Annotated in this window: 22 protein-coding genes; 8 read left to right on the top strand and 14 right to left on the bottom strand. The window is 69.4% G+C overall.

All coding sequences use genetic code 11. The features are described 5' to 3' along the window. Positions 1-59: 59 nt before the first annotated feature. The 6 genes from ACZZZF_RS12610 to ACZZZF_RS12585 form a co-directional block, all read right to left on the bottom strand. Positions 60-1,055, bottom strand: coding sequence for a LacI family DNA-binding transcriptional regulator (locus ACZZZF_RS12610; protein ID WP_463498597.1), 996 nt, complete (start codon positions 1,053-1,055; stop codon positions 60-62). Positions 1,056-1,110: 55 nt separating this feature from the next. Then, positions 1,111-2,808: a long-chain-fatty-acid--CoA ligase gene (locus ACZZZF_RS12605; protein ID WP_463498594.1), complete on the bottom strand. Its 1,698-nt coding sequence runs from the start codon at positions 2,806-2,808 to the stop codon at positions 1,111-1,113. A gap of 63 nt (positions 2,809-2,871) precedes the next feature. Continuing rightward, on the bottom strand, positions 2,872-3,741 hold the full coding sequence (locus ACZZZF_RS12600; protein ID WP_320489038.1) for a dihydrodipicolinate synthase family protein: 870 nt from the start codon (positions 3,739-3,741) through the stop codon (positions 2,872-2,874). Further along, entirely contained in the window at positions 3,738-5,393 is a 1,656-nt protein-coding gene (locus tag ACZZZF_RS12595) for a tripartite tricarboxylate transporter permease (RefSeq protein WP_053098053.1), read from the bottom strand. Before ACZZZF_RS12595 ends, ACZZZF_RS12600 begins: the two co-directional genes overlap by 4 nt. Then, entirely contained in the window at positions 5,390-5,926 is a 537-nt protein-coding gene (locus ACZZZF_RS12590; protein WP_053098054.1) for a tripartite tricarboxylate transporter TctB family protein, read from the bottom strand. Before ACZZZF_RS12590 ends, ACZZZF_RS12595 begins: the two co-directional genes overlap by 4 nt. 76 nt (positions 5,927-6,002) lie before the next feature. Next, the gene (locus ACZZZF_RS12585) at positions 6,003-6,971 is read right to left on the bottom strand and encodes a tripartite tricarboxylate transporter substrate binding protein (RefSeq protein WP_053098055.1); all 969 of its coding nucleotides are present in this window, start codon (positions 6,969-6,971) and stop codon (positions 6,003-6,005) included. A 163-nt stretch (positions 6,972-7,134) separates the two neighbouring features. Between ACZZZF_RS12585 and ACZZZF_RS12580 the strand changes: the two genes are divergently transcribed. The 4 genes from ACZZZF_RS12580 to ACZZZF_RS12565 are packed head-to-tail and all read left to right on the top strand — an operon-like array spanning position 7,135 to position 10,993. Further along, positions 7,135-8,295, top strand: coding sequence for a PP2C family protein-serine/threonine phosphatase (locus tag ACZZZF_RS12580; RefSeq protein ID WP_072592050.1), 1,161 nt, complete (start codon positions 7,135-7,137; stop codon positions 8,293-8,295). Then, positions 8,292-10,253 (top strand): glycosyltransferase family 2 protein, encoded by a 1,962-nt coding sequence (locus tag ACZZZF_RS12575; RefSeq protein ID WP_053098056.1) that lies wholly within the window; start codon positions 8,292-8,294, stop codon positions 10,251-10,253. Before ACZZZF_RS12580 ends, ACZZZF_RS12575 begins: the two co-directional genes overlap by 4 nt. Further along, positions 10,237-10,569 carry an STAS domain-containing protein gene (locus ACZZZF_RS12570; RefSeq protein ID WP_053098057.1) on the top strand — a complete coding sequence of 111 codons (333 nt, stop codon included), beginning with the start codon at positions 10,237-10,239 and terminating at the stop codon, positions 10,567-10,569. The genes ACZZZF_RS12575 and ACZZZF_RS12570 overlap by 17 nt, the downstream gene beginning before the upstream one ends. Next, positions 10,559-10,993, top strand: coding sequence for an ATP-binding protein (locus ACZZZF_RS12565; protein WP_053098058.1), 435 nt, complete (start codon positions 10,559-10,561; stop codon positions 10,991-10,993). The genes ACZZZF_RS12570 and ACZZZF_RS12565 overlap by 11 nt, the downstream gene beginning before the upstream one ends. Positions 10,994-11,044: 51 nt before the next feature. Here the strand turns inward: ACZZZF_RS12565 and ACZZZF_RS12560 are convergent, their stop codons facing one another. Beyond that, the gene (locus ACZZZF_RS12560; protein ID WP_053098059.1) at positions 11,045-11,710 is read right to left on the bottom strand and encodes a GntR family transcriptional regulator; all 666 of its coding nucleotides are present in this window, start codon (positions 11,708-11,710) and stop codon (positions 11,045-11,047) included. A 73-nt stretch (positions 11,711-11,783) separates the two neighbouring features. After that, positions 11,784-12,224, bottom strand: coding sequence for a DoxX family protein (locus tag ACZZZF_RS12555; protein WP_056275271.1), 441 nt, complete (start codon positions 12,222-12,224; stop codon positions 11,784-11,786). A gap of 207 nt (positions 12,225-12,431) precedes the next feature. Here ACZZZF_RS12555 and ACZZZF_RS12550 point away from each other — a divergent pair, with 207 nt between their 5' ends. Further along, a complete protein-coding gene (locus ACZZZF_RS12550; protein WP_230100937.1) occupies positions 12,432-13,076 on the top strand; it encodes a Pr6Pr family membrane protein in 645 nt (214 codons plus the stop codon). 63 nt (positions 13,077-13,139) lie between these two features. Here ACZZZF_RS12550 and ACZZZF_RS12545 read toward each other — a convergent pair whose 3' ends face one another. The 5 genes from ACZZZF_RS12545 to dnaK all read right to left on the bottom strand — a co-directional run bounded on the left by ACZZZF_RS12545 (position 13,140) and on the right by dnaK (position 18,626). Then, positions 13,140-14,561: an FAD-dependent oxidoreductase gene (locus ACZZZF_RS12545; RefSeq protein WP_463498593.1), complete on the bottom strand. Its 1,422-nt coding sequence runs from the start codon at positions 14,559-14,561 to the stop codon at positions 13,140-13,142. Positions 14,562-14,634: 73 nt separating this feature from the next. Beyond that, the gene (locus ACZZZF_RS12540) at positions 14,635-15,066 is read right to left on the bottom strand and encodes a heat shock protein transcriptional repressor HspR (protein WP_053098063.1); all 432 of its coding nucleotides are present in this window, start codon (positions 15,064-15,066) and stop codon (positions 14,635-14,637) included. Between the two features lie 56 nt (positions 15,067-15,122). Beyond that, positions 15,123-16,112, bottom strand: a complete 990-nt coding sequence (locus ACZZZF_RS12535) for a DnaJ C-terminal domain-containing protein (protein ID WP_053098064.1) — start codon at positions 16,110-16,112, stop codon at positions 15,123-15,125. 7 nt (positions 16,113-16,119) lie between these two features. Next, entirely contained in the window at positions 16,120-16,761 is a 642-nt protein-coding gene (locus tag ACZZZF_RS12530; RefSeq protein WP_053098065.1) for a nucleotide exchange factor GrpE, read from the bottom strand. A gap of 2 nt (positions 16,762-16,763) precedes the next feature. Next, positions 16,764-18,626, bottom strand: a complete 1,863-nt coding sequence (gene dnaK / locus ACZZZF_RS12525) for a molecular chaperone DnaK (RefSeq protein ID WP_056275280.1) — start codon at positions 18,624-18,626, stop codon at positions 16,764-16,766. Between the two features lie 220 nt (positions 18,627-18,846). On the opposite strand from dnaK, the gene ACZZZF_RS12520 reads away from it, so the two are divergent. The 3 genes from ACZZZF_RS12520 to ACZZZF_RS12510 are packed head-to-tail and all read left to right on the top strand — an operon-like array spanning position 18,847 to position 22,041. Next, a complete protein-coding gene (locus ACZZZF_RS12520; protein WP_463498591.1) occupies positions 18,847-19,572 on the top strand; it encodes a sirohydrochlorin chelatase in 726 nt (241 codons plus the stop codon). Beyond that, positions 19,569-21,320 (top strand): uroporphyrinogen-III C-methyltransferase, encoded by a 1,752-nt coding sequence (gene cobA / locus ACZZZF_RS12515; RefSeq protein ID WP_463498588.1) that lies wholly within the window; start codon positions 19,569-19,571, stop codon positions 21,318-21,320. The genes ACZZZF_RS12520 and cobA overlap by 4 nt, the downstream gene beginning before the upstream one ends. Before the next feature lie 34 nt (positions 21,321-21,354). Next, entirely contained in the window at positions 21,355-22,041 is a 687-nt protein-coding gene (locus tag ACZZZF_RS12510) for a hypothetical protein (protein ID WP_056275289.1), read from the top strand. A 13-nt stretch (positions 22,042-22,054) separates the two neighbouring features. Here ACZZZF_RS12510 and ACZZZF_RS12505 read toward each other — a convergent pair whose 3' ends face one another. After that, positions 22,055-22,516, bottom strand: coding sequence for a DUF3817 domain-containing protein (locus ACZZZF_RS12505; protein WP_463498586.1), 462 nt, complete (start codon positions 22,514-22,516; stop codon positions 22,055-22,057). Positions 22,517-22,542 lie beyond the last annotated feature (26 nt).

Genomic DNA, 22,542 nt, shown 5'->3' with positions numbered 1-22,542 from the left:
TGCAACTGTACGTGAAATCGGTTTCAGCACGCAAGCAGTAGGACCGAGCGTCGTCTGCGTCAGTGCGTGGCGGTCGCGCCCGCGCGGGCGGGCTGGACCTCGGCCGGCAGCACCACGGTGCGCGACGGACCACCGGCCCCACCGATGCGCTCGAGCAGCATCCGCGCCGCCCGGACTCCCATCTCGCGTGCCGGGAGGCGCACGACGGTCACCGCTGTGGGCGAGAGGGTGGTGAACGGCAGCGAGCCGATCACCGCCACGCCGACCCGCGGCGGGGTCAGGCCGTGCTCCGTCAGCACCTGGATCGCACCGACGCCGATCAGGTTGTTGCCCGCCACCACCGCGTCCGGCGGATCCGGGAGCGTGAGCAGCTCTTCCATGGCGCCCCTGCCTCCGTCGACGCGGAAGGTCGCGAAGCGCAGCAGCTCATCGGCATCGACCTCGGGGGCGCGCGCCGCGAGCGCAGACCGCCAGCCGGCAGCGCGCTCTGCGGCCGTGTCGATCCCCTCCGGACCGCCGATGTACGCGACCCTCCGGAATCCGGCGGCGAGCAGCGCTTCGGTGGCCGATGCCCCGGCCTCGCGATTGGCCATGACCACACCGTCGACGTCGTAGACCGTATGCCGATCGACGGCGACGACGGGGCGCCCCGTGTCGAGGATGCCGTCGAGCCTCGTGCGTTCGGACGCGGGGGCGATGATCACGCCCGACATGTGCTCGGAGACCGCGATCTGGAGGTAGGTCGTCTCCTTCTCGGGCTGCGAGTCGGAGTTGCAGAGCACGACCGAGTATCCGGCCTCGGACGCGACGTCCTCGACGCCTCTGGCCATCTCGGTGAAGTAGGGGTTCTCGATGTCAGGGATCACCAGCCCGATGACCTCGGACCTCTGCCGCCGCAGATTGCGAGCCGTGCGGTTGGGCGTGAAACGCAGCTGCTCGGCGGCCCGGCGCACCGCCTCGACCTTCGCGGCGGAGACGCTGGTGCCGTTGAACACCCGCGAGACGGTGGCGGGCGAGACCTGCGCGAGTCGAGCGACATCGTAGATCGTGGCCATCGGCACACTGTAACCGGTTTCAGGTCGCCACGGAGAGTTCGTCTGCGCCGGCGCGTCAGTCGGCCAGCATCCGATCCCGCACCTGCCTGCGCAGGACCTTTCCGATGAGCGAGCGGGGCAGCTCGTCGACGACCGTGATGCGCTTGGGCACCTTGTAGGGCGTCAGCCGCGTGCGGCAGAACTCGCGCAGCGCACCGGTGTCGAGCACAGCTCCCTCGCAGAGCACGACCGCAGCGGCGATCTCCTCTCCCCCGCTCGACCGCGGAAGGCCGACGACCGCGGCCGCGACCACGTCCGGGTGCGCTTCGAGCGCGTCCTCGACCTCACTGGGCGACACGTTGAAGCCGCCCGTGATGATGAGCTCCTTGAGGCGGTCGACGATCGTGACGAAGCCGTCGACCGAGACCTCGGCGATGTCGCCTGTGCGCAGCCATCCGTCAGACAGCAGGACATCGGCGGTGTCGCCGGGACGGCGCCAGTACCCCTGGAAGACCTGCGGGCCGCGGATGAGCAGCTCGCCTCGTTCGCCGACGGGCAGGTCGACGTCGGTGTCGGCGGGGTCGACGACGCGGATCTCGGTGCTCGGGAAGGGCACTCCGACCGTGCCAGGGCGCCTGCTCCTGCCCATCGGGTTGCCGAGCGCGACGGGCGAGCTCTCGGTCATGCCATAGCCCTCGACGAGCAGACCGCCGGTGGCCTCCTCCCACCGCTGCACTGTCGCGACGGGAAGGCTCATCGCCCCGGAGATGGCGAATCGGACGGTCGAGAGGTCGATGGTCCCCCGCGATGCGGCTCGGGCGAGCTGGTCATAGATCGGCGGGACCGCGGGCAGGAACGTGGGCGGACTGGTGCGGGCCGCCTTCGTGACCAGGCCGAGGTCGAACGTCGGGAAGAGCACCAGCTTCGCGCCGATGCTCATCGCGAAGGTCAGGCACAGCGTCATGCCGTAGGCGTGGAACAGCGGCAGCACGCCGTAGAACGTCTCCTCGCCGTCGACCAGACCGGGCACCCATGCCTGGCCCTGCATCGCGTTGGCGCGCAGGTTCGCGTGAGTGAGGATCGCGCCTTTGGGCGTGCCCGTGGTTCCGCTCGTGTACTGCAGCAGGGCGGTGTCGTCGAGCGTCGGGCCGGCGACCTTGCGCGAGAGCGGCCGATGGTCGACCAGCTTCCTCCAGGCCACTGCTCGCCGTGTCCGCGGGGTGGCCGTCAGCTTCGCGCGCGCCGCGCGCGCCTTCGGGATGGGCAGGCGCAGCAGCATCCGTTGAGCGGCGGGCATCGCCTCGGTGAGGTCGACGCTCACGATGTGCTCGACTCGCAGATCGGAGGGGAAATCGGCGATCGTGTCGACCGTCTTGTCCCAGACGATCGCGACCTTCGCTCCGTGATCCTCGAACTGGTGCCGCAGCTCCCTCGCCGTGTAGAGCGGGTTGTGCTCGACGACGATCGCTCCCAGGCGCAGCGCCGCGTAGAACGCCACGACGTGCTGCGGGCAGTTCGGCAGGACGAGGGCGACCCGGTCGCCCTTGTGCACGCCCAGGCGCCTCAGCCCCTCGGCAGCGCGTGCGATCTGGTCGCCGAGCTCGCGGTAGGTCGTGACCGCACCGAAGAACTCGAGCGCCGGTCGACGAGCGAAAGCGGCGATGCTCGCCGACATCATCTCCGGCAGCGTCTGCGTCGGAGCGTCGATCTCGGCGGGCACACCGTCCGCGTAGGAGTCGAGCCATGGCCGGGATTCATACGGGGAGTCGGACATGGGTCCATCCTGCCCCGACCGGCTGTGAGCCGGCCCGCCCCACGCGGCGCGAGATGCGAGCGGCTAGCTGTGCGCCGCCACCACCTGCGCGACGGCGCGACGCTCCTCGTCCGTCGGCTCGGCGATCGCCATGCGGCAGTGCGTGTCGACCACATCGAGCACGCGGTAGGCCTCTTTCATCCGCGCCATGTCGCCGCCGATGAGCGACACGACATCGTCGACCGCGGCCTGCGCGACCGCGATGGCGTCGGCATCGCCGGAACGGCCGGCGTCGGCCAGGGCACGGAAGGGCTTCGGGGTGACCGAGGAGACGCCCGAGACGACACCCTGGGCACCCACCTGCACGGCCGCGATCAGGTCGCGGTCGGCGCCGGTGTAGAGGTCGAAATCAGCGGGCACCGCGGCCCTGTAGGCGGCGATGTCGTCGAGCGACAGCTCGCTGATCTTCGCGCCCACGATGTTCGGCAGCGCGGCAAGCCGCGTCAGCAGCTCGACCGACACCGGATTCCCGCTGCGCGCGGGATAGATGTAGACGTAGAGACGACCGTCGCCGATCGCGCTCGACAGCGCCTCGTAGTACTCGAAGATCGACTCGTCCGTGGCCTTGAGGTAGTAAGGGGTGAGGGCGGCGAATTCGGTCGCACCCAGCCCCTTCGCGATCTCGACGAGACGCAGCGCCTCGAAGGTGCTCGGCTGGCCGACGTGCACGACGACGCGCATGCGGTCCTTCAGCTCGGCCAGCGCGGCCTCGACGATCGCCGCGAACTCGGTCGCGTCGACGGCAGGGAACTCGCCCGTGGTGCCGAGGACGAAGGCGCCCTCGTTGCCCGATTCGGCGACGAAGCGGAAGATCGCTCGCGATCCCTCGAGGTCGAGTGCGCCGTCGCTGTGGAAGGCTGTGGGCACGGCGGTGAGGATGTCGTAGCGGGTCACTTCTCGTTCTCCTTGGAGTTCTTACGGGTCTTGCGCGGGCGCCTCGTGGCGGCCGGGACGCTGCGGACGGTCGACGTGAGCAGGTCGGGGTCGGCGGCGAGCTCGCCGTGCGCCTTCTCGATCTGCTCCCGGCTCTCGGCATCGAGGATCGAGTCCTCGAGTGAGCCGCGCTCGGCACGGGGTGTGCGGGCCGCGCGGATCGCCGGCATGACGATCGAGAGCACGGCGAGCGCGAGCAGCACGATCGCGATCGGACTGACGACCTCGAAGAACGGCCGCGTGGGCAGGATCGCCAGCGTGCGAGCCAGGTTCTCCTCGGCCAGGGGGCCGAGCAGCAGGCCGAGCACGATCGGCCCGGCCGGCACCTGCATCCGCTTGAGCAGCACTCCGATGACACCGAACACGAGCATCGTGACGACGGTCGACAGGCTGTTCGACGTGGCGTACGTGCCGATGATGCAGAAGATCAGGATGCCGCTCCACAGGTAGGGCTGCGGCACATCGAGCAGCTTCACCATGCCCTTCATGCGCACGAGGCTCAGCCCGAGGGAGAGCAGGGTCGCGACGAGCATGATGCCCACGATCGAGACGACGAGGTCGGGGCGATTGGTGAACAGCGTGGGTCCGGGGGTGATGCCCCAGATGATCATCGACCCGATCATCACCGCCATCACCGAGTCGCCGGGAATGCCGAGGGCCATCGTGGTCGTGAGGGAGCCGCCGAGCGTGGCGCTGGACGCGGTGTCGGACGCCGCGACGCCCTCGATCGAGCCCTTGCCGAACATCTCGGGGTGCTTCGATGCCTTGCGGGCTCGTTCCCATCCGATCAGACCGGCGATGTCGCCACCGGCTGCCGGGATGAGCCCGACCCCGAGACCGACGGCGCCGCCGACCGCGGTGGCTCGACCGCTCTGCTTCAGCTCGGCGCGATTCGGCCACCAGCGGCCGAGGCTCGAGATCGGGCGCACGTGCGACTTGCGATACGTGAGCAGCTGGTCGAAGAGCTCGGCGATGCCGAAGAGTCCGATGATCACCGCGATGAAGTTGACGCCCTCGACCAGCTCGAGCACTCCGAAGGTGAATCGCTGGTCCGCCGTGGCGGCATACGTTCCGACGGTGCCGAGCATGAGGCCGAAGAGACCCGCGAGGATGCCCTTGAGCATCGACTTCGACGAGATCCCGATCATGATCGCGATGCCGAAGACGACGAGCGCGAACAGCTCGGGCGACTTGAAGTAGTCGCGGGCGAAGCTGGCGATCGGCACGGCGGCGACGGCGAAGAGCACGAGGGAGGCGAGGATGCCGACGGCCGAGACTATCGCCGAGATCGTCAGCGCGAGACCGGCTCGCCCCTGCTTCGCCATCGGATAGCCGTCGAGAGTCGTCGCGATCGACGCGGGAGTGCCGGGGGTGTTGATGAGGATCGACGGCACGCGGTCGCCGAAGTTCGCGGCGACGTAGATCGTCAGCAGCACCGCGAGGCCCTGCACGGGCTCCAGCGTGAGCGTGAATCCTGCGGCGAGAGCGACCGCCATGGTCGCGGTGATGCCGGGGAAGGCGCCGACCATGAAGCCGAGCAGCAGCCCGACGAGCATGTACAGCAGGATCGAGATGTCGAGGAGCGAGTTCAGCCCCTCCATGAGCGCGTTCACAGCGGGATCCTCAGGAGCATGCCGAACACCACGTAGACGAACGCGGTGACGGAGACGGAGTAGATGATCAGGCTCAGCCACCGGCGGTGCCCGTAGAGGAGCATGAGAGCGGCCATCAGCACGGCGGCGGCGATCGGGAAGACCTCGATGCGGTAGCCGAAGAGGATGACGGATCCGAGCGACCACACCGCGATGAAGGCCCCGGCGATCAGCAGGGTGGCGATGACGCGGACCACGCCGCCCGGCTGGATGCGGTCGAGGTCTTCGCGGCCGGGAGCGGGGCGGGTGATCGCCAGAGCCAGGATCACGAGCGAGACGACGACCGCCGCGACCGCGAGGACCATGGGCCAGAAGCGTGCGTCGATCTGTCCGGGCAGTGCCTCTCGGCGCAGCGGGATCTGCGTGGCCAGGAAGAGATAGCCGGCGCTGAACGCCAGGGCGACGGCGCCGAAGACGATCTCGAGCGGTCGCGAGGGCGGTGCTCCCTGGTGCGCGTCCTGCTCGATCGCAGGAGTGACATCGGCGTGGGACATGGTGCTCCTTCCCTGGTCTGACGTGCGGCGACGGACCGCGGGGCCGGCGTGCGGCCGACCCCGCAGTCGGAGCCGGTCAGCCCAGGAGGTCCTTGAACAGGTCGAACTGCTCGTTCACGAACGTCGTCCACTCGGCCGAGTCGCGGTAGACCACGAGGTTGCCGGCATCCTTCTGGAACTGCTGGTAGGTGTCGGACTCGACGGCCTCCTTGACGGCGGCCTCGAGCTCGCTCTTCACGTCATCCGGCAGACCCTTGGGGGCGTAGATGCCGCCCCAGCCGCCGAAGACCACGTCTTCGCCGATCGCCTCGTCGGCTGTCGGCACGTCCTCGGCGTCGGGGTGACGCTCGTCGTTGAGGACTGCGAGGATGCGCACGGCCTCGCCCTGCGCGAGAGCCTCGCCCAGGCCGGACACGGCGGCGACGGTCTCACCGGATGCGGCGGCGGCGACCGCCGTCGCTCCACCGTCGTAGGGAACCGGCGTGAACGCGGCGCCGGTCGCGTCGCCGAGGCCGATCGTCGCGGCCTCCCAGATGGAACCCGCGCCGGAGTTGGCGACGGTCACGGCGCCGGCCTCGGCCTGGGCGACCAGGTCTTCCAGAGTCTCGATGCCGCTGTTCGCGCCGACCGTGACGACACCGGGGGCGAGCATGATCTGGCCCAGCAGGTCGAAGTCCTCGGGCAGCACGTTCGCGCTCTGCGTGGTGTTGAGCATCGCGATCTCGACCGGGGCGAACCCGATGACGTAGCCGTCCGGATCCTGCGATCCGACGTACTCCATCGCGAGAGCCCCTGCCGCACCCGGCATGTTCTCGGGGATCACGCTGACGCCGAGGATGCCCTCGAGCTCGGTCGCGAGGGCACGCGACGACAGGTCGGATCCACCGCCCGGGTTCGCCTGGATGATCAGACGGATGTCATTCTCGGGAAAGGCGGATTCCGCGTCTTCACCCTCTTCGACCTTCGTGCAGGCCGACAGGACGAGAGCGGTGGCGGCGACGGCCGCGAGAGCGGCGGCGGCCCGGGTGATGCGCTTGCGGGGCATCTTTGCTCCTCTACGTGGGTCGACCTTGTTGTCGACCCCCTGACCGTATCAGTGTTGACTGTTAACAGTCAACACTGATACCGGTATACAACTCTCCGCCACCGCCTGTCATCCGCGCCCCGGCAGGTGCGAGTATGAGAGCAGCTACGAGGGGAGCGGAGCAATGTTCGATGAACGCAGACGCCAGCAGGCACTGGAGGAACTCGGGATCCTGGACACACCACGGGATGAACGAGTGGATCGGGTCGCCAGGCTGGCTCAGCAGATGTTCGGTATGCCGATGGTGAGCGTCTCGCTCCTGGACGGCGACCGCCAGTGGCGCAAGTCGGAGATCGGACTCGGCGGGCGAGAGGCGCCCCGACAGGATTCGTTCTGCGACTACACGGTCGGCCAGGACCGCACGGTGGTGATCGAGGATGCCAGCGCGACCGAGAACTTCGCGGCGAATCCGTTCGTGGTCGGTGATCCGCACCTCCGGTTCTACGCCGGGCACCCGCTGCACGCACCCGGCGGCGAACCGGTGGGAACGCTGTGCGTCCTCGACACCGAGCCGCACACCTTCTCGGAGGCGCAGCGCGACCTGCTGCGCGACCTCGCCTTCTGGGTGCAGACCGAGCTCGCGGCCGACGCCGAGCTCGATCAGGCCACTCTGATCCAGAGCGCGCTGCGACCGCACTCGCTCCCCACCATCGCCGGCTACACGATCGCGGGCGGGGGCGCCTCGCGTGGCCGCCTGGCGGGTGACTTCTACGACCTCCGCCTCCACGGCGGCGCGCTGCGCATCACCCTCGCCGACGCGATGGGCAAGGGCACGGGTCCCGCCATCGTCGCCGCGGGCGTGCGCGCCTCACTGCGCACCGCTCCCGAGCGCAGCATCGCCGAGGCCGTCGCCGACGCCGACCGGCTGCTCGAGGAGGACCTCTCCGAGACGACGATGTTCGTGACGGCGGTCCACGCCGAGCTGCAGCCCGAGACCGGCGATCTCGAGGTGATCGACGCCGGGCACAGCCTGGCGTTCATCCTCCGAGCCGACGGCTCGTGGGAGCACCTTCGCTCGACCGGCCTCCCCCTGGGGATGGGCGCCGCCCTTCCGGACCAGGATGCTCGGGAGTCCCGGAGCACGCGCCTCGAACCCGGAGACGCCTTCGTGTGCTGCAGCGACGGCCTGCTCGACGTGCTCGACGCCGATGACCCGTTCGCCCACGTGGCCCGCGTGCTCGACGCGCTCGGTCCCGATGGGGCGATCAACGAGGCGCTGCAGCTCATCTCGGACGATCGAGCGACCGACGACATCACCGTGGTCGTGGTGCGGCGCGACGCATGACCGCCCGCTTCGCCGCGATCCGCATCATCGCGGTGCTGTCGGTGCTGCTCGGTGTGAACTACGTCGCGTGGCGCTGGCTCGAATCGGTGAACTGGTCGGCGTGGTGGATCGCCGTGCCCCTGGTGATCGCAGAGACCTACAGCCTGATCGACACCTTCCTCTTCTGTCTCACGATGTGGCGGGCCAAAGAGCGGCCGGCTCCCGTGTCGCCGCCTCAGGGCACGGTCGACGTGTTCATCGCGACGTACAACGAGCCGATCGAGCTCGTGATGACGACCGCGCGAGCAGCGCGCGGGATCGCCTATCCGCACACCACCTGGATCCTCGACGACGGTGCCCGACCCGAGCTCGAGCGGGCCGCCCGCGACGCCGACATCGGCTACCTCACCCGCTCCGACGACTGGATGGGCAAGCCCCGTCACGCGAAGGCGGGCAACCTCAACAGCGCGCTCTTCGAGACCGACGGGGAGTTCCTCCTCATCCTCGACGCGGATCAGATCCCCGATCCGCTGATCCTGCACCGCACGCTCGGGTACTTCGCCGACGACCCGGAGGTCGCCGTGGTGCAGACCCCGCAGTGGTTCGTCAACGTCGACGAGGCCGATCCGCTCGGCAGCCAGGCGCCGCTGTTCTACGGCCCGATCCAGCAGGGCAAGGACGGCTGGAACGCGGCGTTCTTCTGCGGATCGAACGCCGTGCTCCGTCGCGACGCCCTGATGCAGCTCGGCATCATCGGCTACGTGCGCGAGGTGACGGACACCGCGGCTCGCGCGCTGCGCACCTCCGAGACCCTGGTCGAGAAGGAGATGCGCTCGGCATCCGATCCCGAACTCCGTCGCGAGCTTTTCGCACTGCACGTGACGATCGGCCAGAGCCGTCGTGATCTCGCCGGCGGGGCGCCCGTGCGCGAGGTCGCCGACGCGGTGCTGGCTGCGGTGCACAACGCCTCGGTGATCCTGGTCGCCAAGGATCTCGCCGGCATCAGATCCGACCTCGCGGAGCTGGGCTCCCTGCCGATCGCCCACGATGCGCAACTCGACGCGATCGTCGTCGACGAGGCGGGCCTGACGGCGCTCGCCCAGTCGGATCTGTCGCCGATCACTGCTCTCGACGCCGTACGAGCGCTGCTCGACGCTCTCCGCCTCGACCGCGGCGACGAGGCGCAGCCGATCCTTCCGCTCGCCACGATCTCGGTCACGGAGGACATGGCCACCGCGATGCAGCTGCACTCGCTCGGCTGGCGCAGCGTCTACCACCACGAGATCCTGGCGAAGGGCCTCGCGCCCGAGGATCTGCGGACGATGCTGACGCAGCGCCTGCGCTGGGCACAGGGCACGCTGCAGGTGATGCTGCGCGACAACCCGCTCGCGAAGCGCGGACTGTCGATCGGGCAGCGGCTGATGTACTTCGCCACGATGTGGAGCTATCTCTCGGGGTTCGCCGCCGTGATCTATCTCACGGCGCCGGTCGTCTACCTGGTGTTCGGCGTGCTTCCCGTGACCGCCTGGTCGGTCGACTTCTTCGTGCGGTTCCTGCCCTACTTCCTCGTCAACCAGCTGCTGTTCCTCGTGGTCGCCAAGGGGCTGAGAACCTGGCGCGGGCAGCAGTATTCGCTCGCGCTGTTCCCGGTCTGGATACGCGCATGCTGGACGGCGTTCGCGAACGTGGTCTTCGGCCGCCCCCTGTCGTTCGCCGTGACGCGCAAGGACGGACGGGATCCGCGAGGAGTGCCGTGGCGCGAGATCTGGCCGCAGCTGACCGCGATGGTCGTGCTCAGCGTGGCGCTCGTGATCGGCATCACCCGCGTCGTCATCGGAACGGGCGACGGCACCGGCACCCTGGTCAACACGGTGTGGGTGCTGTACGACCTCGTCGTGCTCAGCGTCATCATCCAAGCCGCCCGCTACCGCGGACCGGCCCGAACCCTCGAGGAGGAGAACCATGGATCTCAGCACTGACATCAGGGACGGCTTCGCCGTGATCTCCCTGTCCGGACGCCTCACGGCGACGGGAGCACCGCTGCTCCGCAAGGCGGTGAACGACCTCGTGGCCGGAGGCGAGTCGAGGATCGTGATCGACATGGCCGACCTGCAGTTCGTCGATTCGTCGGGGCTGGGAGCCCTCGTCGGCGGTCTGAAGAGCGCCAGGGTCGCCGGCGGCGATCTGCGCATCGCGGCAGTGCCCGAGGCGGTGCGGACGGTGCTGCACCTGACGAATCTCGACCGCGTACTGCTCGACCACCCGACACCCGAGACGGCGTTCGATGGGCGTTGAGGAGCGCCGGGCGCACGTCGCGGGCCTCGCCGGCCCCGCCTTCGTCGAGCACGTCCTCGACGCCCTGGACGCCCTCTGGGAGTCCGCCCCGCATGTGGCGCCCGAGGACCGCACGCTGTTCGCACTGGCGGTCAGCGAGGTGTCGACGAACATCGCCACGCACGCTGACGCGCAGGGCGAGCCGGATGTCGGCATCACCGTCGAGGTCGACATCGAGGTCGGCGCCGACGACCTCGTCGCGACCTTCGTCGACACGGCCGATCCGGCCAGGATCGACTGGGATGCGGTCACGATGCCCGGCGTCGACAGCGAGAGCGGACGCGGCCTCGCCCTGTCGAGCGCTGTGCTCGACGATTTCGAGCACAGCGGCGATGCGACCGGCAACACCTGGGTGCTGCGTCGTCGCCTGACGCCTCCCGCCTGATCCGGACGGAGATCTGTCGGAGACCGTCAGAGATCCGACGCGCAGGCGCCGTCAGGCGGGTCGGTCGGCGAGCTCGCTGAGCATCCGGTCGCGTGCGCCGTCGAGGTGGGCCGTGAGCACCGCCGCAGCCTCGTCGGGGCTGCCGGAGCGCATCACCTCCATGAGCTTCATGTGGTCGTCGGACGACTCGTGGAGGTCGTCGTCGTGATTGATGGTCACCTCGAGGAGCGACGCGAAGGTCGGCAGGTACTGACTCCACGCGCCCTGCAGACGCGGGTGGTCGGCGAGGACGTAGATCTCGGAGTGGAACTCGAGGTCGGCGGCGACGAAGGCGGCGTGATCGCCCCTGTCTGCGGCCTGACTCATGCGATCGACCGCAGCCGCCATCGATGCCCAGCGCTCGTCGTCCTCCACCCTCATGGCGCGCGACAGCGCGAGCTGCTCGAGGGCGCCGCGCAGACTGTAGAGCTGATCCACGTCGTCCTGCGAGAGCCCGGTGATGTACACGCCTCGAGGGCGCTGCACTTCGACGAGCTTCTCGAAGCTGAGCTGGGTGAGGGCGTCGCGGATCGGCCCCCTGCTCACCGAGAACTCCTCGGCGAGGGCCTCCTCGGTGATGCGCGCGCCGGGCGAGAGCTCGCCGCGCACGATGCGCTGACGCAGGACCTGCGCCACCTGCGCGCCGAGGGACTCTCCGCGCTTGACGGTCTGTGTCACGGTGACCTCCTGTTAACTGTTGACAGGATACACACCGACGGGGGAACGCCCCGTGGGGCGCTCCCCCGCATGCTCAGCTGAGCCAGGCGGGAACACGACCGCGCAGGAAGGCGCCGTCGAGCGAGAAGCGGCCCGCGCCGGTGAACGCGAGCGCGAGGGCCGCGACGCCGAGAACCGCGACGAACTCGTAGCCGCCCTCGCCGACCCAGAGGCCAGCCGGAAGGTGCACCGCGAACAGGGCCACGATCATGTCGATCGCGAGCAGGATGCCGACGGGGCGCGTGAAGAGTCCCAGCGCCAGCAGGATGCCGCCGATCAGCTCGATGAAGGCGACGACCGGAGCCGCGATCTCGGGCAGAGGGATGCCCATGCCTGCGAAGCTGCCGATGGTTCCAGGGAGGGTGTACTCGAAGATCTTCTGCGCTCCGTGAGCGGCGAAGACGGCGCCGACCACGACGCGGAGGACGAGCAGTCCCAGCGAGGCGGCGGCAGAGGGGCGGGTGGTGTTCGTCATGAGGAGGTGTTCCTTCGTGGCAGGACACCGCGCGCCAGGCGCGGAGCAGGGGCGATCCCTGCATCCACGCTATGAAGACGACTTTTCCGTCTCCTGTACGAGTCGCGGGGCAGACGGCCGCCCCGTTCTCTTCCGTAGACTCGCCGGATGGCATGATGCGCGATATACGGGAACATCGGGCACAGCCGGAAAGGGGCAGAGGCGAAGGTGAGGGCACGATCGGTGTTCGGCGTGCTGCGCCTGACGACAGCAGCCGTCTGCACCGTCGCCCTCGTGCACCGCCTCTTCTGGGGTCTGAGCTCGCGGACGATCGCCGGCGAGAACTTCTTCGCCTATCTCACCGTGCAGTCCAACTGCGCCCTCGTGGTCGTGCTGCTGATCGGCACGGTGCTCGCCTTCATCCGGGCGACGGACCCCCGCTGGTTCACCGTGGCTCTGGCCCTCGTGCTCACCTGGACCATCACGGCAGGGCTCGCCTTCGCGCTCATCGTCTGGCAGGCGGGTCTGCGCGGCATCCGCGTCGACGTGCCCTGGTCGGACCAGGTGCTGCACTTCTACCTGCCGGCCTGCACCGCCCTCGCCTGGGTGCTCACCCCCGGGCACCGCGGGGTGCCGTGGTGGGTGGTGCCGACGGCGCTCACCTTCCCGCTCGCCTGGGGCGGCGTCACCATGTGGCGCGGACCGTCGGTGGGCTGGTACCCGTATTACTTCCTCGACCCGCGGCAGGTGTCCGGCCCGCCCGAGTTCCTGATCACCAGCGCAGTGGCCCTGGCGATCTTCGCTCTCGTCGCGACGGTGATCGTGCTCGTCAGCAGGATGCGACGGCGCGGCCACGAGCGGCCGGAGGTCTGAGCACGCTCGAGCCGGCAGGATCAGGCTCGCGTGATCAGGCAGGGGGCGAGCAGGCTCGTGCGATCAGGCAGGGGCACTGAGGAAGGGCGCGAGCGAGGCGATCGCGGCCTCGACCGCCTTCTGGTCGTTCAGCTCGGCGAATGCGCCCGCCGCTTCTCCGCCGACGATGCCCACCACGACGTTCTCGCCGGTGGCCGGTGCGAGGTTGATCCACGTGCGGATCAGCGCATCGCCGCCGACCACATGCCAGAGCGTGGCGGCGGAGGCATCCGCTCCATCGGCGCCTTCCTCGGGCTCGGGCTCGGGCTCGGGCTCGGGCTCGGGCACGATCAACGGATCCTCGAAGCGCAGCCACACCGTCTCGATGCGCCCCATGCCGAGTTCGGCGATCGCTCCGCGGTGACCGAAGGGCAATGCGGGAGAGAACTGCAGGCCCTCGCTCTTCAGCACACCGAGCGGCACCGTGATCAGCACGCGGTCGAACGACAGCGATTCGCCCGAGGCGATGCCGAGGCTGACTCCCGCTTCGTCGTAGGCGACGCGACTGACCGGCGACGAGAGGCTCAGCTTCGCACCCTCGAGCAGCCCCTCGATCGCCGGGGTGAGGTCGCCGAGTGGCGCCAGCATCTCGTCGACCGGCAGTCGCGGGGGGAACCACGTCGAGACATCGGACGCATCGGCGCCGGCACTGGCGGCCACCGAGGCGAGCAGTGCTGCCAGCCCCGGCTCCTCGAGGTCGGCACCCGCCGCCGCGAGCGCGTCGTCGAGAGACGCGTCGGTCAGGCCCTGCTGGGCAGTCGCTATGGCGGCCTGCACCGGCTCGATCGGCACCGGCTCGACGTCGCCGTCGGTCGACCGCCACAGCGAGCCGGTGACCGGAACCGTGCGGATGTCGAGGGCGTTGAGAGCGTCGAGCAGGACGTCGTCGGAGGACCCGAGCAGCCAGCCGCCCAGCTGAGCGGGGAACGGCCAGGCCTTGTCGTCGACCACGGACTGGACGCGTCCCCCGACGCGGTCGCGGGCCTCGAACACCGTGACCTGCAGCCCCTCGGCGACGAGGCGAGCTGCGGCGGCCGCACCCGCGAGTCCTGCACCGACGATCGCCACACGCTCACCGCTGTCGGCCGCGCGGAGGAGCTGATCGGCGGCCCGGTCTCCAGATCGGAGCGCAGCCGCGATCGTGCCCGGCGCGTCGACATCCGTCGCCTCGCCGGAGATGAACAGGCGGTCGTCGATCGGCTCGGCCAGCGCCTCGCGGGCACTCGCCTGCGTGCCGACGGGAGTGAAGCTCGCGGCGCCCAGCGCGAACGGGTCGGTCGTCCAGGAGCTGCGGGCGAACGCCGCGGGCGTGATCGACCCGGCGGTCGGCTTCGGAGTCGGCGAGCGATCGGGCGTGGGAGACGGCGCCGGCTCGGGCGTGCAGGAGGCCAGCAGGACTCCCAGGACACCGGCTCCGGCGCCGATCAGCAGTGTGCGACGCGTCATCCTCATCGTGTCGCAACGATACCGCGCGCGGGTGGACGACGCGTGCCGGCTGCACCCTGCGAGCCGCGAGGTGTCAGCCCCGGCCGCTGCCCGGATGCCAGAGCACGACCTCGGCCGATCGACGCATGCGGCGACCACTGGGCATCGGGATGACACCGGCGGATCCTGCTGCGAAGACGCGCATGCCCGGGCGGTTCTCACGCTCGGCGCGCAGAGCGGCGTCGAGTTCGGCGACGCGGCGGCGCAGCATCCGGTTCTCGTCTTCGAGGTCGAGAAGGCGTGCGATCGCAGGAAGGCTGACGCCTTCCGACGACAGCTGAGCGACTTCGCGGAGCTGCTCGATGTTGCGGGTCGAATATCGGCGTGAGCCGCCGGACGTCCGGCCGGGCACGACGAGCCCGATGCGGTCGTACTGTCGCAGGGTCTGCGGGTGCAGCCCCGAGAGCTGGGCGGCGACGGCGATCGCGAACACCGGGGTGTCGGCATCCATGTGCTGGTCAGCCATGTTCCCTCACCTCTTCCTCGGTGTTCGCGTTCGTCATCATCAGGTGTTGCGGTTCTCTAGCGGCGGGCCTTGGCCATCAGGTCGGCCCGCGGATTCTCCGAGGGCTCGAGCGCCTGGAACTTCTCCAGCGCCTCCCGAGCGGCTTCGTCGAGGTGCGACGGCACCGCGATCTGCAGCTCGGCGAGCAGGTCGCCGGTGCCCTTCGAGGTCGTGACCCCACGCCCCTTGACGCGCAGAACGCGTCCGGACGGCGTACCGGGCGCGACACGGAGCTTGACCGTGTCGCCGCTCAGAGTGGGAACCTCGATGGTCGCGCCGAGGGCGGCCTCCGTGAAGGTCACCGGCACGATGACGCGCAGGTTCAGCCCCTCACGGGTGAAGACGGGATGCGGTCGCACAGCGATCTGGACCACCACGTCGCCGCTCTCGCCACCGTCGGGCGAGGGACGCCCCCGGCCGCGCAGCCTGATCTTCTGACCGTCGGCGACGCCCGCGGGGATCTTGACCTTGAACGGCTTGCCGTCTTCGCCCTGCAGGGTGATCGTCTCGCCCTGCACGGCCGTCACGAAGTCGAGCGTGGTGCGCGCCGTGACGTCGGCCCCCTTCTGGGGTCCGCCGAAACCGCGGTATCCGCCGGAGGTCTGCCCGAACCGACCGGAGCCGAACGAGCCGCCCTGACCCTGGTTGAACATCGCGAAGATGTCCTCGAAGTCGGCGGACTGCTGCTGCCCGCGCCCCTGCTGCCCGAACCGGCTGAAGACGTCTTCGAAGCCGCCCGCGCCCGCGCCGCTCGCCGTGAAGCGTGCGCCCGAGCCCATCGCGCGGATCTCGTCGTACTCCTTGCGCTGTTCGGCGTCAGAGAGCACGGAGTACGCCTCGCTGACCTCTTTGAACTTCGCCTCCGCCTTCTCATCACCCTGATTGGAATCGGGGTGATACTTGCGAGCGAGCTTGCGGTACGTCTTCTTGAGATCAGCGTCGCTGACGTCCTTCGTGACCCCGAGGGTCTTGTAGAAGTCCTTGTCGAACCAGTCCTGGCTAGCCATCGATCACCTACTCTGCGGGTACGGCGACGACGACCTTCGCGGGACGCAGCTCGACGTCACCGAGGCGGTAACCCACCTCGACGACCTCGAGCACCGTGGTCTTGTCGGCGCCCGGGGTGGGCTGCTGGAAGATCGCCTCGTGACGCTGCGGGTCGAATTCCTCGCCCTTCTCGCCGTACGAGACGACACCGAGACGCTCGACGACCGCGCGCACCTTGCCGGCGATGACGGCGAAGGGAGTCCCCTCGACCAGGTCACCGTGCTGCGCGGCGCGGTCGAGATCGTCGAGCACGGGGATGAGGCCCTTGGCGGCCTCGCCCTTCGCGCGCTCGATCTCGACCTGGCGCTGCTCTTCGGTGCGGCGTCGGTAGTTGGCGTATTCGGCCTGGAGGCGCTTGAGGTCGTTCAGCAGCGTCGACTCCAGGTCGGCGAGCACAGCATCCTCTGCTGCGGCCTCGCCGGTCTGGGTGGCGCCGAGGATGTCATCGACCGTCAGATCGTCGGGGGCGCCGTCGACCGGCGTCTCGTCGGATCCTTCTGCGGCCGCGGCCTCGCGCGAGTCGGGATTCTGCGGCGCGGGGCCGGATGCCTGAGCATCCGACCCCTCGCTGCGAACCTCGTCGTCACCTTCGAAGTTCTTGTCCGTCATGATTACTTCTTCTCGTCCTCGTCGTCGACGACCTCGGCATCGATGACGTCCTCGTCGGAGGAGGTGTCATCGGCCGGAGCCTCGCCCGCGGCGTCGGCGCTCGGAGCGCCCTCTGCCTGGGACTGTGCGTAGATGGCCTCGCCGATCTTGCCCTGCGACTGGTTCAGCTTGTCGAACGCGGTCTTCACGGCCTCGTCGTCCTCGCCGGCCAGAGCCGTCTTCAGAGCGTCGACGTCGGCCTTGACCTCGGTCTTGACGTCTTCGGGCAGCTTCTCGTCGTTCTCGGTGATCAGCTTGTCGATCGAGTACGCGAGCGTCTCGGCCTGGTTGCGGACCTCGGCGGCCTCGCGGCGCGCCTTGTCCTCAGCCGCGTGCTCCTCGGCCTCGCGCACCATGCGCTCGATGTCCTCCTTCGACAGCGACGAGCCGCCGGAGATGACGATCGACTTCTCCGTGCCCGTGCCCTTGTCCTTGGCGGACACGTGCACGATGCCGTTGGCGTCGATGTCGAACGTGACCTCGATCTGCGGGATGCCGCGGGGAGCCGGGGCGATCCCGGTGAGCTCGAACGTTCCCAGCGGCTTGTTGTCGCGGGTGAAGTCGCGCTCGCCCTGGAAGACCTGGATCGCGACGGACGGCTGGTTGTCGTCTGCCGTGGTGAAGGTCTCGCTGCGCTTGGTCGGGATGGCCGTGTTGCGCTCGATGAGCTTGGTCATCATGCCGCCCTTGGTCTCGATTCCGAGGCTGAGGGGCGTGACGTCGATGAGCAGCACGTCCTTGCGCTCACCCTTGAGGACACCGGCCTGGAGGGCTGCGCCCACGGCGACGACCTCATCGGGGTTGACGCCCTTGTTGGCCTCCTTGCCGGTCTCGCGCTTGACGAGCTCGGCGACGGCGGGCATACGGGTCGATCCACCCACGAGCACGATGTGATCGATGTCGGCGACCTTGATGCCGGCTTCGCGGATGACATCCTCGAACGGCTTCTTGGTGCGGTCGAGGAGGTCCTTGGTGAGGTCCTCGAACTTCGCGCGGGTGATGGTCTCGGAGAGCGAGACGGGACCCGACTCGGTCAGCGACAGGTAGGGCAGGTTGATGCTGGTGCTGGTCGAGGAGGAGAGCTCCTTCTTGGCCTGCTCAGCCGCCTCCTTGAGACGCTGCAGAGCGATCTTGTCGCCCGAGACGTCGACGCCCGTGGTCTCCTTGAACTGCTTGATCAGGTGGTCGACGAGACGCTGGTCCCAGTCGTCACCGCCGAGGCGGTTGTCACCCGCGGTGGAGCGCACCTGGATCGTCGAGAAGTCGTCGTCCTTGCCCACCTCGAGGAGCGAGACGTCGAAGGTTCCGCCACCCAGGTCGAAGACCAGGATGAGCTCGTCTTCCTTGCCCTTGTCGAGGCCGTAGGCGAGGGCTGCGGCGGTCGGCTCGTTGATGATGCGCAGGACGTTGAGGCCCGCGATCTCACCGGCCTCCTTGGTGGCCTGACGCTCGGCGTCGTTGAAGTACGCGGGGACGGTGATGACGGCATCCGTCACCGTGTCGCCCAGGTAGGACTCGGCGTCGCGCTTGAGCTTCTGGAGGATGCGCGCGGAGATCTCCTGCGGCGTCCACTTCTTGCCGTCGACGTCGAACGTCCAGTCGGTGCCGACGTGACGCTTGACGGATGCGATGGTGCGGTCGACGTTCGTGACGGCCTGGCGCTTGGCGGTCTCGCCGACGAGCACCTCGCCATCCTTCGTGAATGCGACGACCGAGGGGGTGGTGCGGAAGCCCTCGGCGTTGGCGATGACCTTGGGCTCGCCACCTTCGAGGACACTGACGACGGAGTTCGTCGTACCGAGGTCGATTCCAACAGCACGTGCCATGTGATTCTCCTTTGTTGCTGAGGTTGATGTGGGTCTGGAAATCCGGGGCGATCAGGGAAACCTGAGTCGCGATGACTCAACTGTACTCCGACCTCCCGAGGCTGTCAAATGAAGTTGATACGACCCGGCTCAACTTTGCGACCAGGCGCGCACATTAGCGCCCGAGGCGCCGCGAGATCCTCGAAACACCGTCGTCACACGGCTCGCCTACAGTCGCACCATGAGCCGCCCCATCCTGCTCGCCGTCTCGCACGGCACCTCGGATGCCGAGGGTGCCCGGGCGATCGCCCACCTGGTCGATGCGGTCGCCGCCGCGCTTCCGGACGTCGAGGTGCGCAGCGCCTTCGTCGACGTGCAGCAGCCCGATGCCGCCGACCTCCTTCCGACGATCGAGGGGCCGGTCGTGATCGTGCCGCTGCTGCTGTCGCGCGGCTTCCACGTGCACCACGACCTGCACGGGATGGCGGCGAAGAAGCCGGACGCCGTCGTCAGCGACGCGATGGGACCCGACCCCCGGCTCGCCGAGGTGCTCGCGGATCGACTCGCGGCAGCAGGTGCGGCCTCCGCCACGTCCGCCGACGCGGCACGGCTCGAGCCGGTGATCCTCGCGGTGGCGGGCTCTCGCGACCCCGCGTCGGTGACGGATGCCGAGGCCATGGCCTCCCTGCTCTCGCTGCGACTCGGCGCGAAAGTCGAGCTCGCCTATCTCGCGGCCCGGCAGCCCGACCTGCCCTCATCGATCGCCGCGCACCCCGACGCGGTCGTCTCGACCTATCTGCTCGCGCAGGGCTTCTTCTTCGACCTCACGATCAGGCAGACCGCAGGACGCTCGGTCACAGCGCCCCTGCTCGACGGCGTGACGGTGCCGCAGCCGCTGATCGACCTCGTCATCGCCCGATACGACGAGGCGGCGGCTCGACTGCCCGCCACTGCCGCACGGTCATGACCCCGGACACGCCCTCCCGGGTCGGCACGGTCACGCTGGTCGGTGCCGGACCCGGCGACGCGGGCCTGCTGACTCTGCGCGGTCTGCGTGCGCTGCAGCAGGCCGATGTGATCGTGGCCGACCGTCTCGGAGCCCGGGCCGTGCTCGCGCAGCTCGCCGAGGACGGCGTCCTGCTGGATGCCGAGGTGGTCGACGTCGGCAAGCTCCCCGGTCACCACCCGGTGCCGCAGGACGGCATCAACGCACTGCTCGTCTCGCTGGCCGGGGACGGGCGCCGCGTGGTGCGGCTCAAGGGCGGCGATCCGTTCGTCTTCGGCCGCGGTCGCGAGGAGCAGCTCTTCTGCGAGGCGGCCGGCATTCCCGTCGAGGTGGTAGCCGGGGTGACGAGCGCGGTCGCGGTGCCCGGCCTCGCCGGCATCCCGCTGACGCAGCGCGGAATCGCCGAGACGTTCACCGTCGCCAGCGCACATGATCAGATCGTCGCGCTCGGTGGCGGACGCGACCACACCGTCGTGCTGCTGATGGGCGTGAACACGCTCGGCCATTCGGCGCACGTCCTCGCGGCCGGCGAGCGCGGCGGGGACTGCCCCGTGGCGATCATCGAGGACGGGTTCGGCGCACGGCAGCGCGTCACCGTCGGCACGCTCGCGACGATCGCGCATCTCGCCGCCGAGCGGCAGGTGCGCTCCCCGCGGTCGTGGTCGTCGGCGACGTCGTCATGCTCAGCCCGCACGCCGAGGCCACCGCGAGTTAGGCGACCCTCAGCTCCGAGGTGGCAGACTGAGGACGTGCGAATTGCTGAGGCGGACACCTACGACGTGCTCGTGATCGGCGGCGGCCCCGCTGGCCTCTCCGCCGCCCTGAATCTCGGCCGTTCGCTCATGCGGGTGCTCGTGGTCGACGCCGATCGCCCGCGCAACGCCGCCACGCTGAACTCCCACGGCTTCCTCACCCGTGACGGAGTCGCCCCGCATGAGCTGCGTCGCATGGCCCGCGAAGAACTCGCCGCCTACCCGAACATCGAGGTGCGCACACGCGTCAGGGTGCTCGAACTCCGCAGGACGGATGCAGGTGCGGATGCCGATCCGGCCGGCGGGTTCACGGCATCCGTGGGGCGCAAGGATCCCACCGACGTGGTGGCCGCCCGGACCGTGCTGCTCGCGACGGGCCTGCGCGAGACCCTCCCCGACGTCCCCAACCTCCGCGGCTTCTACGGCATCAGCCTGTTCAGCTGCGCCGCCTGCGACGCGTGGGAGCTGCGCGGCCGACGACTCGCGCTCATCGGCGAGACCCCCGACATCGCCGAGCGAGCCCGCCTCATCGCGCGCTGGACCGAGGATCTCACGATCTTCACCCTCGGAGCCGACACCGTCAGCCCCGCCGAAGAGGCCGAGCTCGCCGCCTCCGGGGTGGCCGTGCAGCGGCATCCCATCGCCGAGCTCGTCGGCGACCGCGGCCGCATCGAGGCGATCAGACTGACCGACGGCACCGTCGTCGCCGTCGAGGGCGGCTTCGTGCGCCCCGAATGGGAGACCGATCTGTCGTTCCTCCGCGGCTTCGCGCCTGCCATCGACCACGACGGGCACCTCGTCACCGACCGCTCGGGGCGCACCGACGTCCCAGGACTCTACGCCGCCGGCGATGCGGCGATCCCCGGCCCTCAGCAGCTGATCGTCGCCGCGGGGGCCGGCGCGAGGGTCGCGTCCGTGATCGTGCATGACGCGGTCGGGATCGCGACAGCGCACTGACCCGGTGCCCGCACCGAGGGCTAGGCTGACCGGCATGACGCGCATCTCGCAGGTCTCGCCGCTCGTCCGCCTCGCCGCCGCCTCGGTGGTCGCGCTGGCCGTGCTGCCGCTCAGCGGGTGCCTGTATGCGCAGATCCCGGTGAATGTCCCCGACGGCGACGGACCCGATCCCTCCCCGACCGCGATTCCGTCCGAGCAGCCCTCCGACGAGCCCTCCGGCGATCTGCCGTCGTCGATGACCTTCGCAGACGGCGCAGACATCCCGGCGAGCGCCTACATCCAGTGGGGAGATGGCTTCGTCGTCGACGACGGCTGGAAGATCGTCAAGCCGGACGACGGCAACGGAGGCTGGACCTACGGCACGGTCGACGACACGTGCACCGCGCAGTTCTGGCAGGGGCTCATCCCCGACGTGCCGACCGTGGCCGGCGATGACAGCGTGAGCTCCGATGCGATGCTCGCCGTCATCCTGGGCGAGGCGGATGCCGCCGCGATCACCCCGCTGTCGACCACCGGAGGCTTCAGCTACCAGGTCGGCGGCAATGCCGAGGTCGAGAACCGGCAGGTCCTCGGGCAGGAGGCCGACCGCCAGTGGGCGATGGCGGCGCGCGCCTTCACCGCGACCGGGGTCGGACTCTACGTCATCGTCGACTGCACCGGTGGCGACATCGACGCGACGATGGCCGAGGTGATCGACAAGAACGCCGTCGTCATCTCGTGAGCCGGGCCTCGGCTCACTTGCCGCCGGGCGGGCCGACCAGCAGCAGGATCACGTACAGCGCGACGATGCCGACGGCGAGCAGGATCGCGAGCACCCACGGGCGACGCAGGAACCAGCGCATGAGGCGGTCGTACCAGCGCGCGTCGCGCGGGTCGTCGGCCTGCTCCAGGCGCCAGTCGCCGGCCAGCCGACCGGTGCGGTGCAGCCAGATCTCCATCGGGATGGTCGCGTAGGGCACGATCGCACTCGCCACGGCGAGGATCGCGACGCCGAGGTGCCAGCGCTGATTGAGCGCGACGAGCACGGCCGTCGCCGCATAGGCGAGGAACACGAACCCGTGGATGCCACCGCCCACCGTCACGACGACGCCCGGCGCACCGGCGGCACGGGCGATGATCGCCGAGATCAGAAGGGTCCAGGTGATCGCCTCCGCGATCGCGAGAACTCGGAACAGGCGGTCGGGTGTGCGGAACACGGGACTCCTCGGGTGGGGGTTCCTTC

It is taken from the genome of Microbacterium sp. AC215 (genome assembly GCF_979258645.1).
Note: the sequence above shows the minus strand (reverse complement) of the source record. Positions and strands in the feature narration are given on the sequence as shown.

What these genes read in the sequence shown, in the direction of transcription:
- ACZZZF_RS12570 (WP_053098057.1), top strand. Translation starts at nt 10,237, where the DNA reads ATGGATCTCAGCACTGACATCAGGGACGGCTTCGCCGTGATCTCCCTG.
- ACZZZF_RS12575 (WP_053098056.1), top strand. Translation starts at nt 8,292, where the DNA reads ATGACCGCCCGCTTCGCCGCGATCCGCATCATCGCGGTGCTGTCGGTG.
- dnaK (WP_056275280.1), bottom strand. Translation starts at nt 18,626, where the DNA reads ATGGCACGTGCTGTTGGAATCGACCTCGGTACGACGAACTCCGTCGTC.
- ACZZZF_RS12555 (WP_056275271.1), bottom strand. Translation starts at nt 12,224, where the DNA reads ATGACGAACACCACCCGCCCCTCTGCCGCCGCCTCGCTGGGACTGCTC.
- ACZZZF_RS12510 (WP_056275289.1), top strand. Translation starts at nt 21,355, where the DNA reads ATGACGCGCATCTCGCAGGTCTCGCCGCTCGTCCGCCTCGCCGCCGCC.
- ACZZZF_RS12580 (WP_072592050.1), top strand. Translation starts at nt 7,135, where the DNA reads ATGTTCGATGAACGCAGACGCCAGCAGGCACTGGAGGAACTCGGGATC.
- ACZZZF_RS12530 (WP_053098065.1), bottom strand. Translation starts at nt 16,761, where the DNA reads ATGACGGACAAGAACTTCGAAGGTGACGACGAGGTTCGCAGCGAGGGG.
- ACZZZF_RS12540 (WP_053098063.1), bottom strand. Translation starts at nt 15,066, where the DNA reads ATGGCTGACCAGCACATGGATGCCGACACCCCGGTGTTCGCGATCGCC.
- ACZZZF_RS12535 (WP_053098064.1), bottom strand. Translation starts at nt 16,112, where the DNA reads ATGGCTAGCCAGGACTGGTTCGACAAGGACTTCTACAAGACCCTCGGG.
- ACZZZF_RS12585 (WP_053098055.1), bottom strand. Translation starts at nt 6,971, where the DNA reads ATGCCCCGCAAGCGCATCACCCGGGCCGCCGCCGCTCTCGCGGCCGTC.
- ACZZZF_RS12610 (WP_463498597.1), bottom strand. Translation starts at nt 1,055, where the DNA reads ATGGCCACGATCTACGATGTCGCTCGACTCGCGCAGGTCTCGCCCGCC.
- cobA (WP_463498588.1), top strand. Translation starts at nt 19,569, where the DNA reads ATGACCCCGGACACGCCCTCCCGGGTCGGCACGGTCACGCTGGTCGGT.
- ACZZZF_RS12590 (WP_053098054.1), bottom strand. Translation starts at nt 5,926, where the DNA reads ATGTCCCACGCCGATGTCACTCCTGCGATCGAGCAGGACGCGCACCAG.
- ACZZZF_RS12565 (WP_053098058.1), top strand. Translation starts at nt 10,559, where the DNA reads ATGGGCGTTGAGGAGCGCCGGGCGCACGTCGCGGGCCTCGCCGGCCCC.
- ACZZZF_RS12545 (WP_463498593.1), bottom strand. Translation starts at nt 14,561, where the DNA reads ATGACGCGTCGCACACTGCTGATCGGCGCCGGAGCCGGTGTCCTGGGA.
- ACZZZF_RS12520 (WP_463498591.1), top strand. Translation starts at nt 18,847, where the DNA reads ATGAGCCGCCCCATCCTGCTCGCCGTCTCGCACGGCACCTCGGATGCC.
- ACZZZF_RS12605 (WP_463498594.1), bottom strand. Translation starts at nt 2,808, where the DNA reads ATGTCCGACTCCCCGTATGAATCCCGGCCATGGCTCGACTCCTACGCG.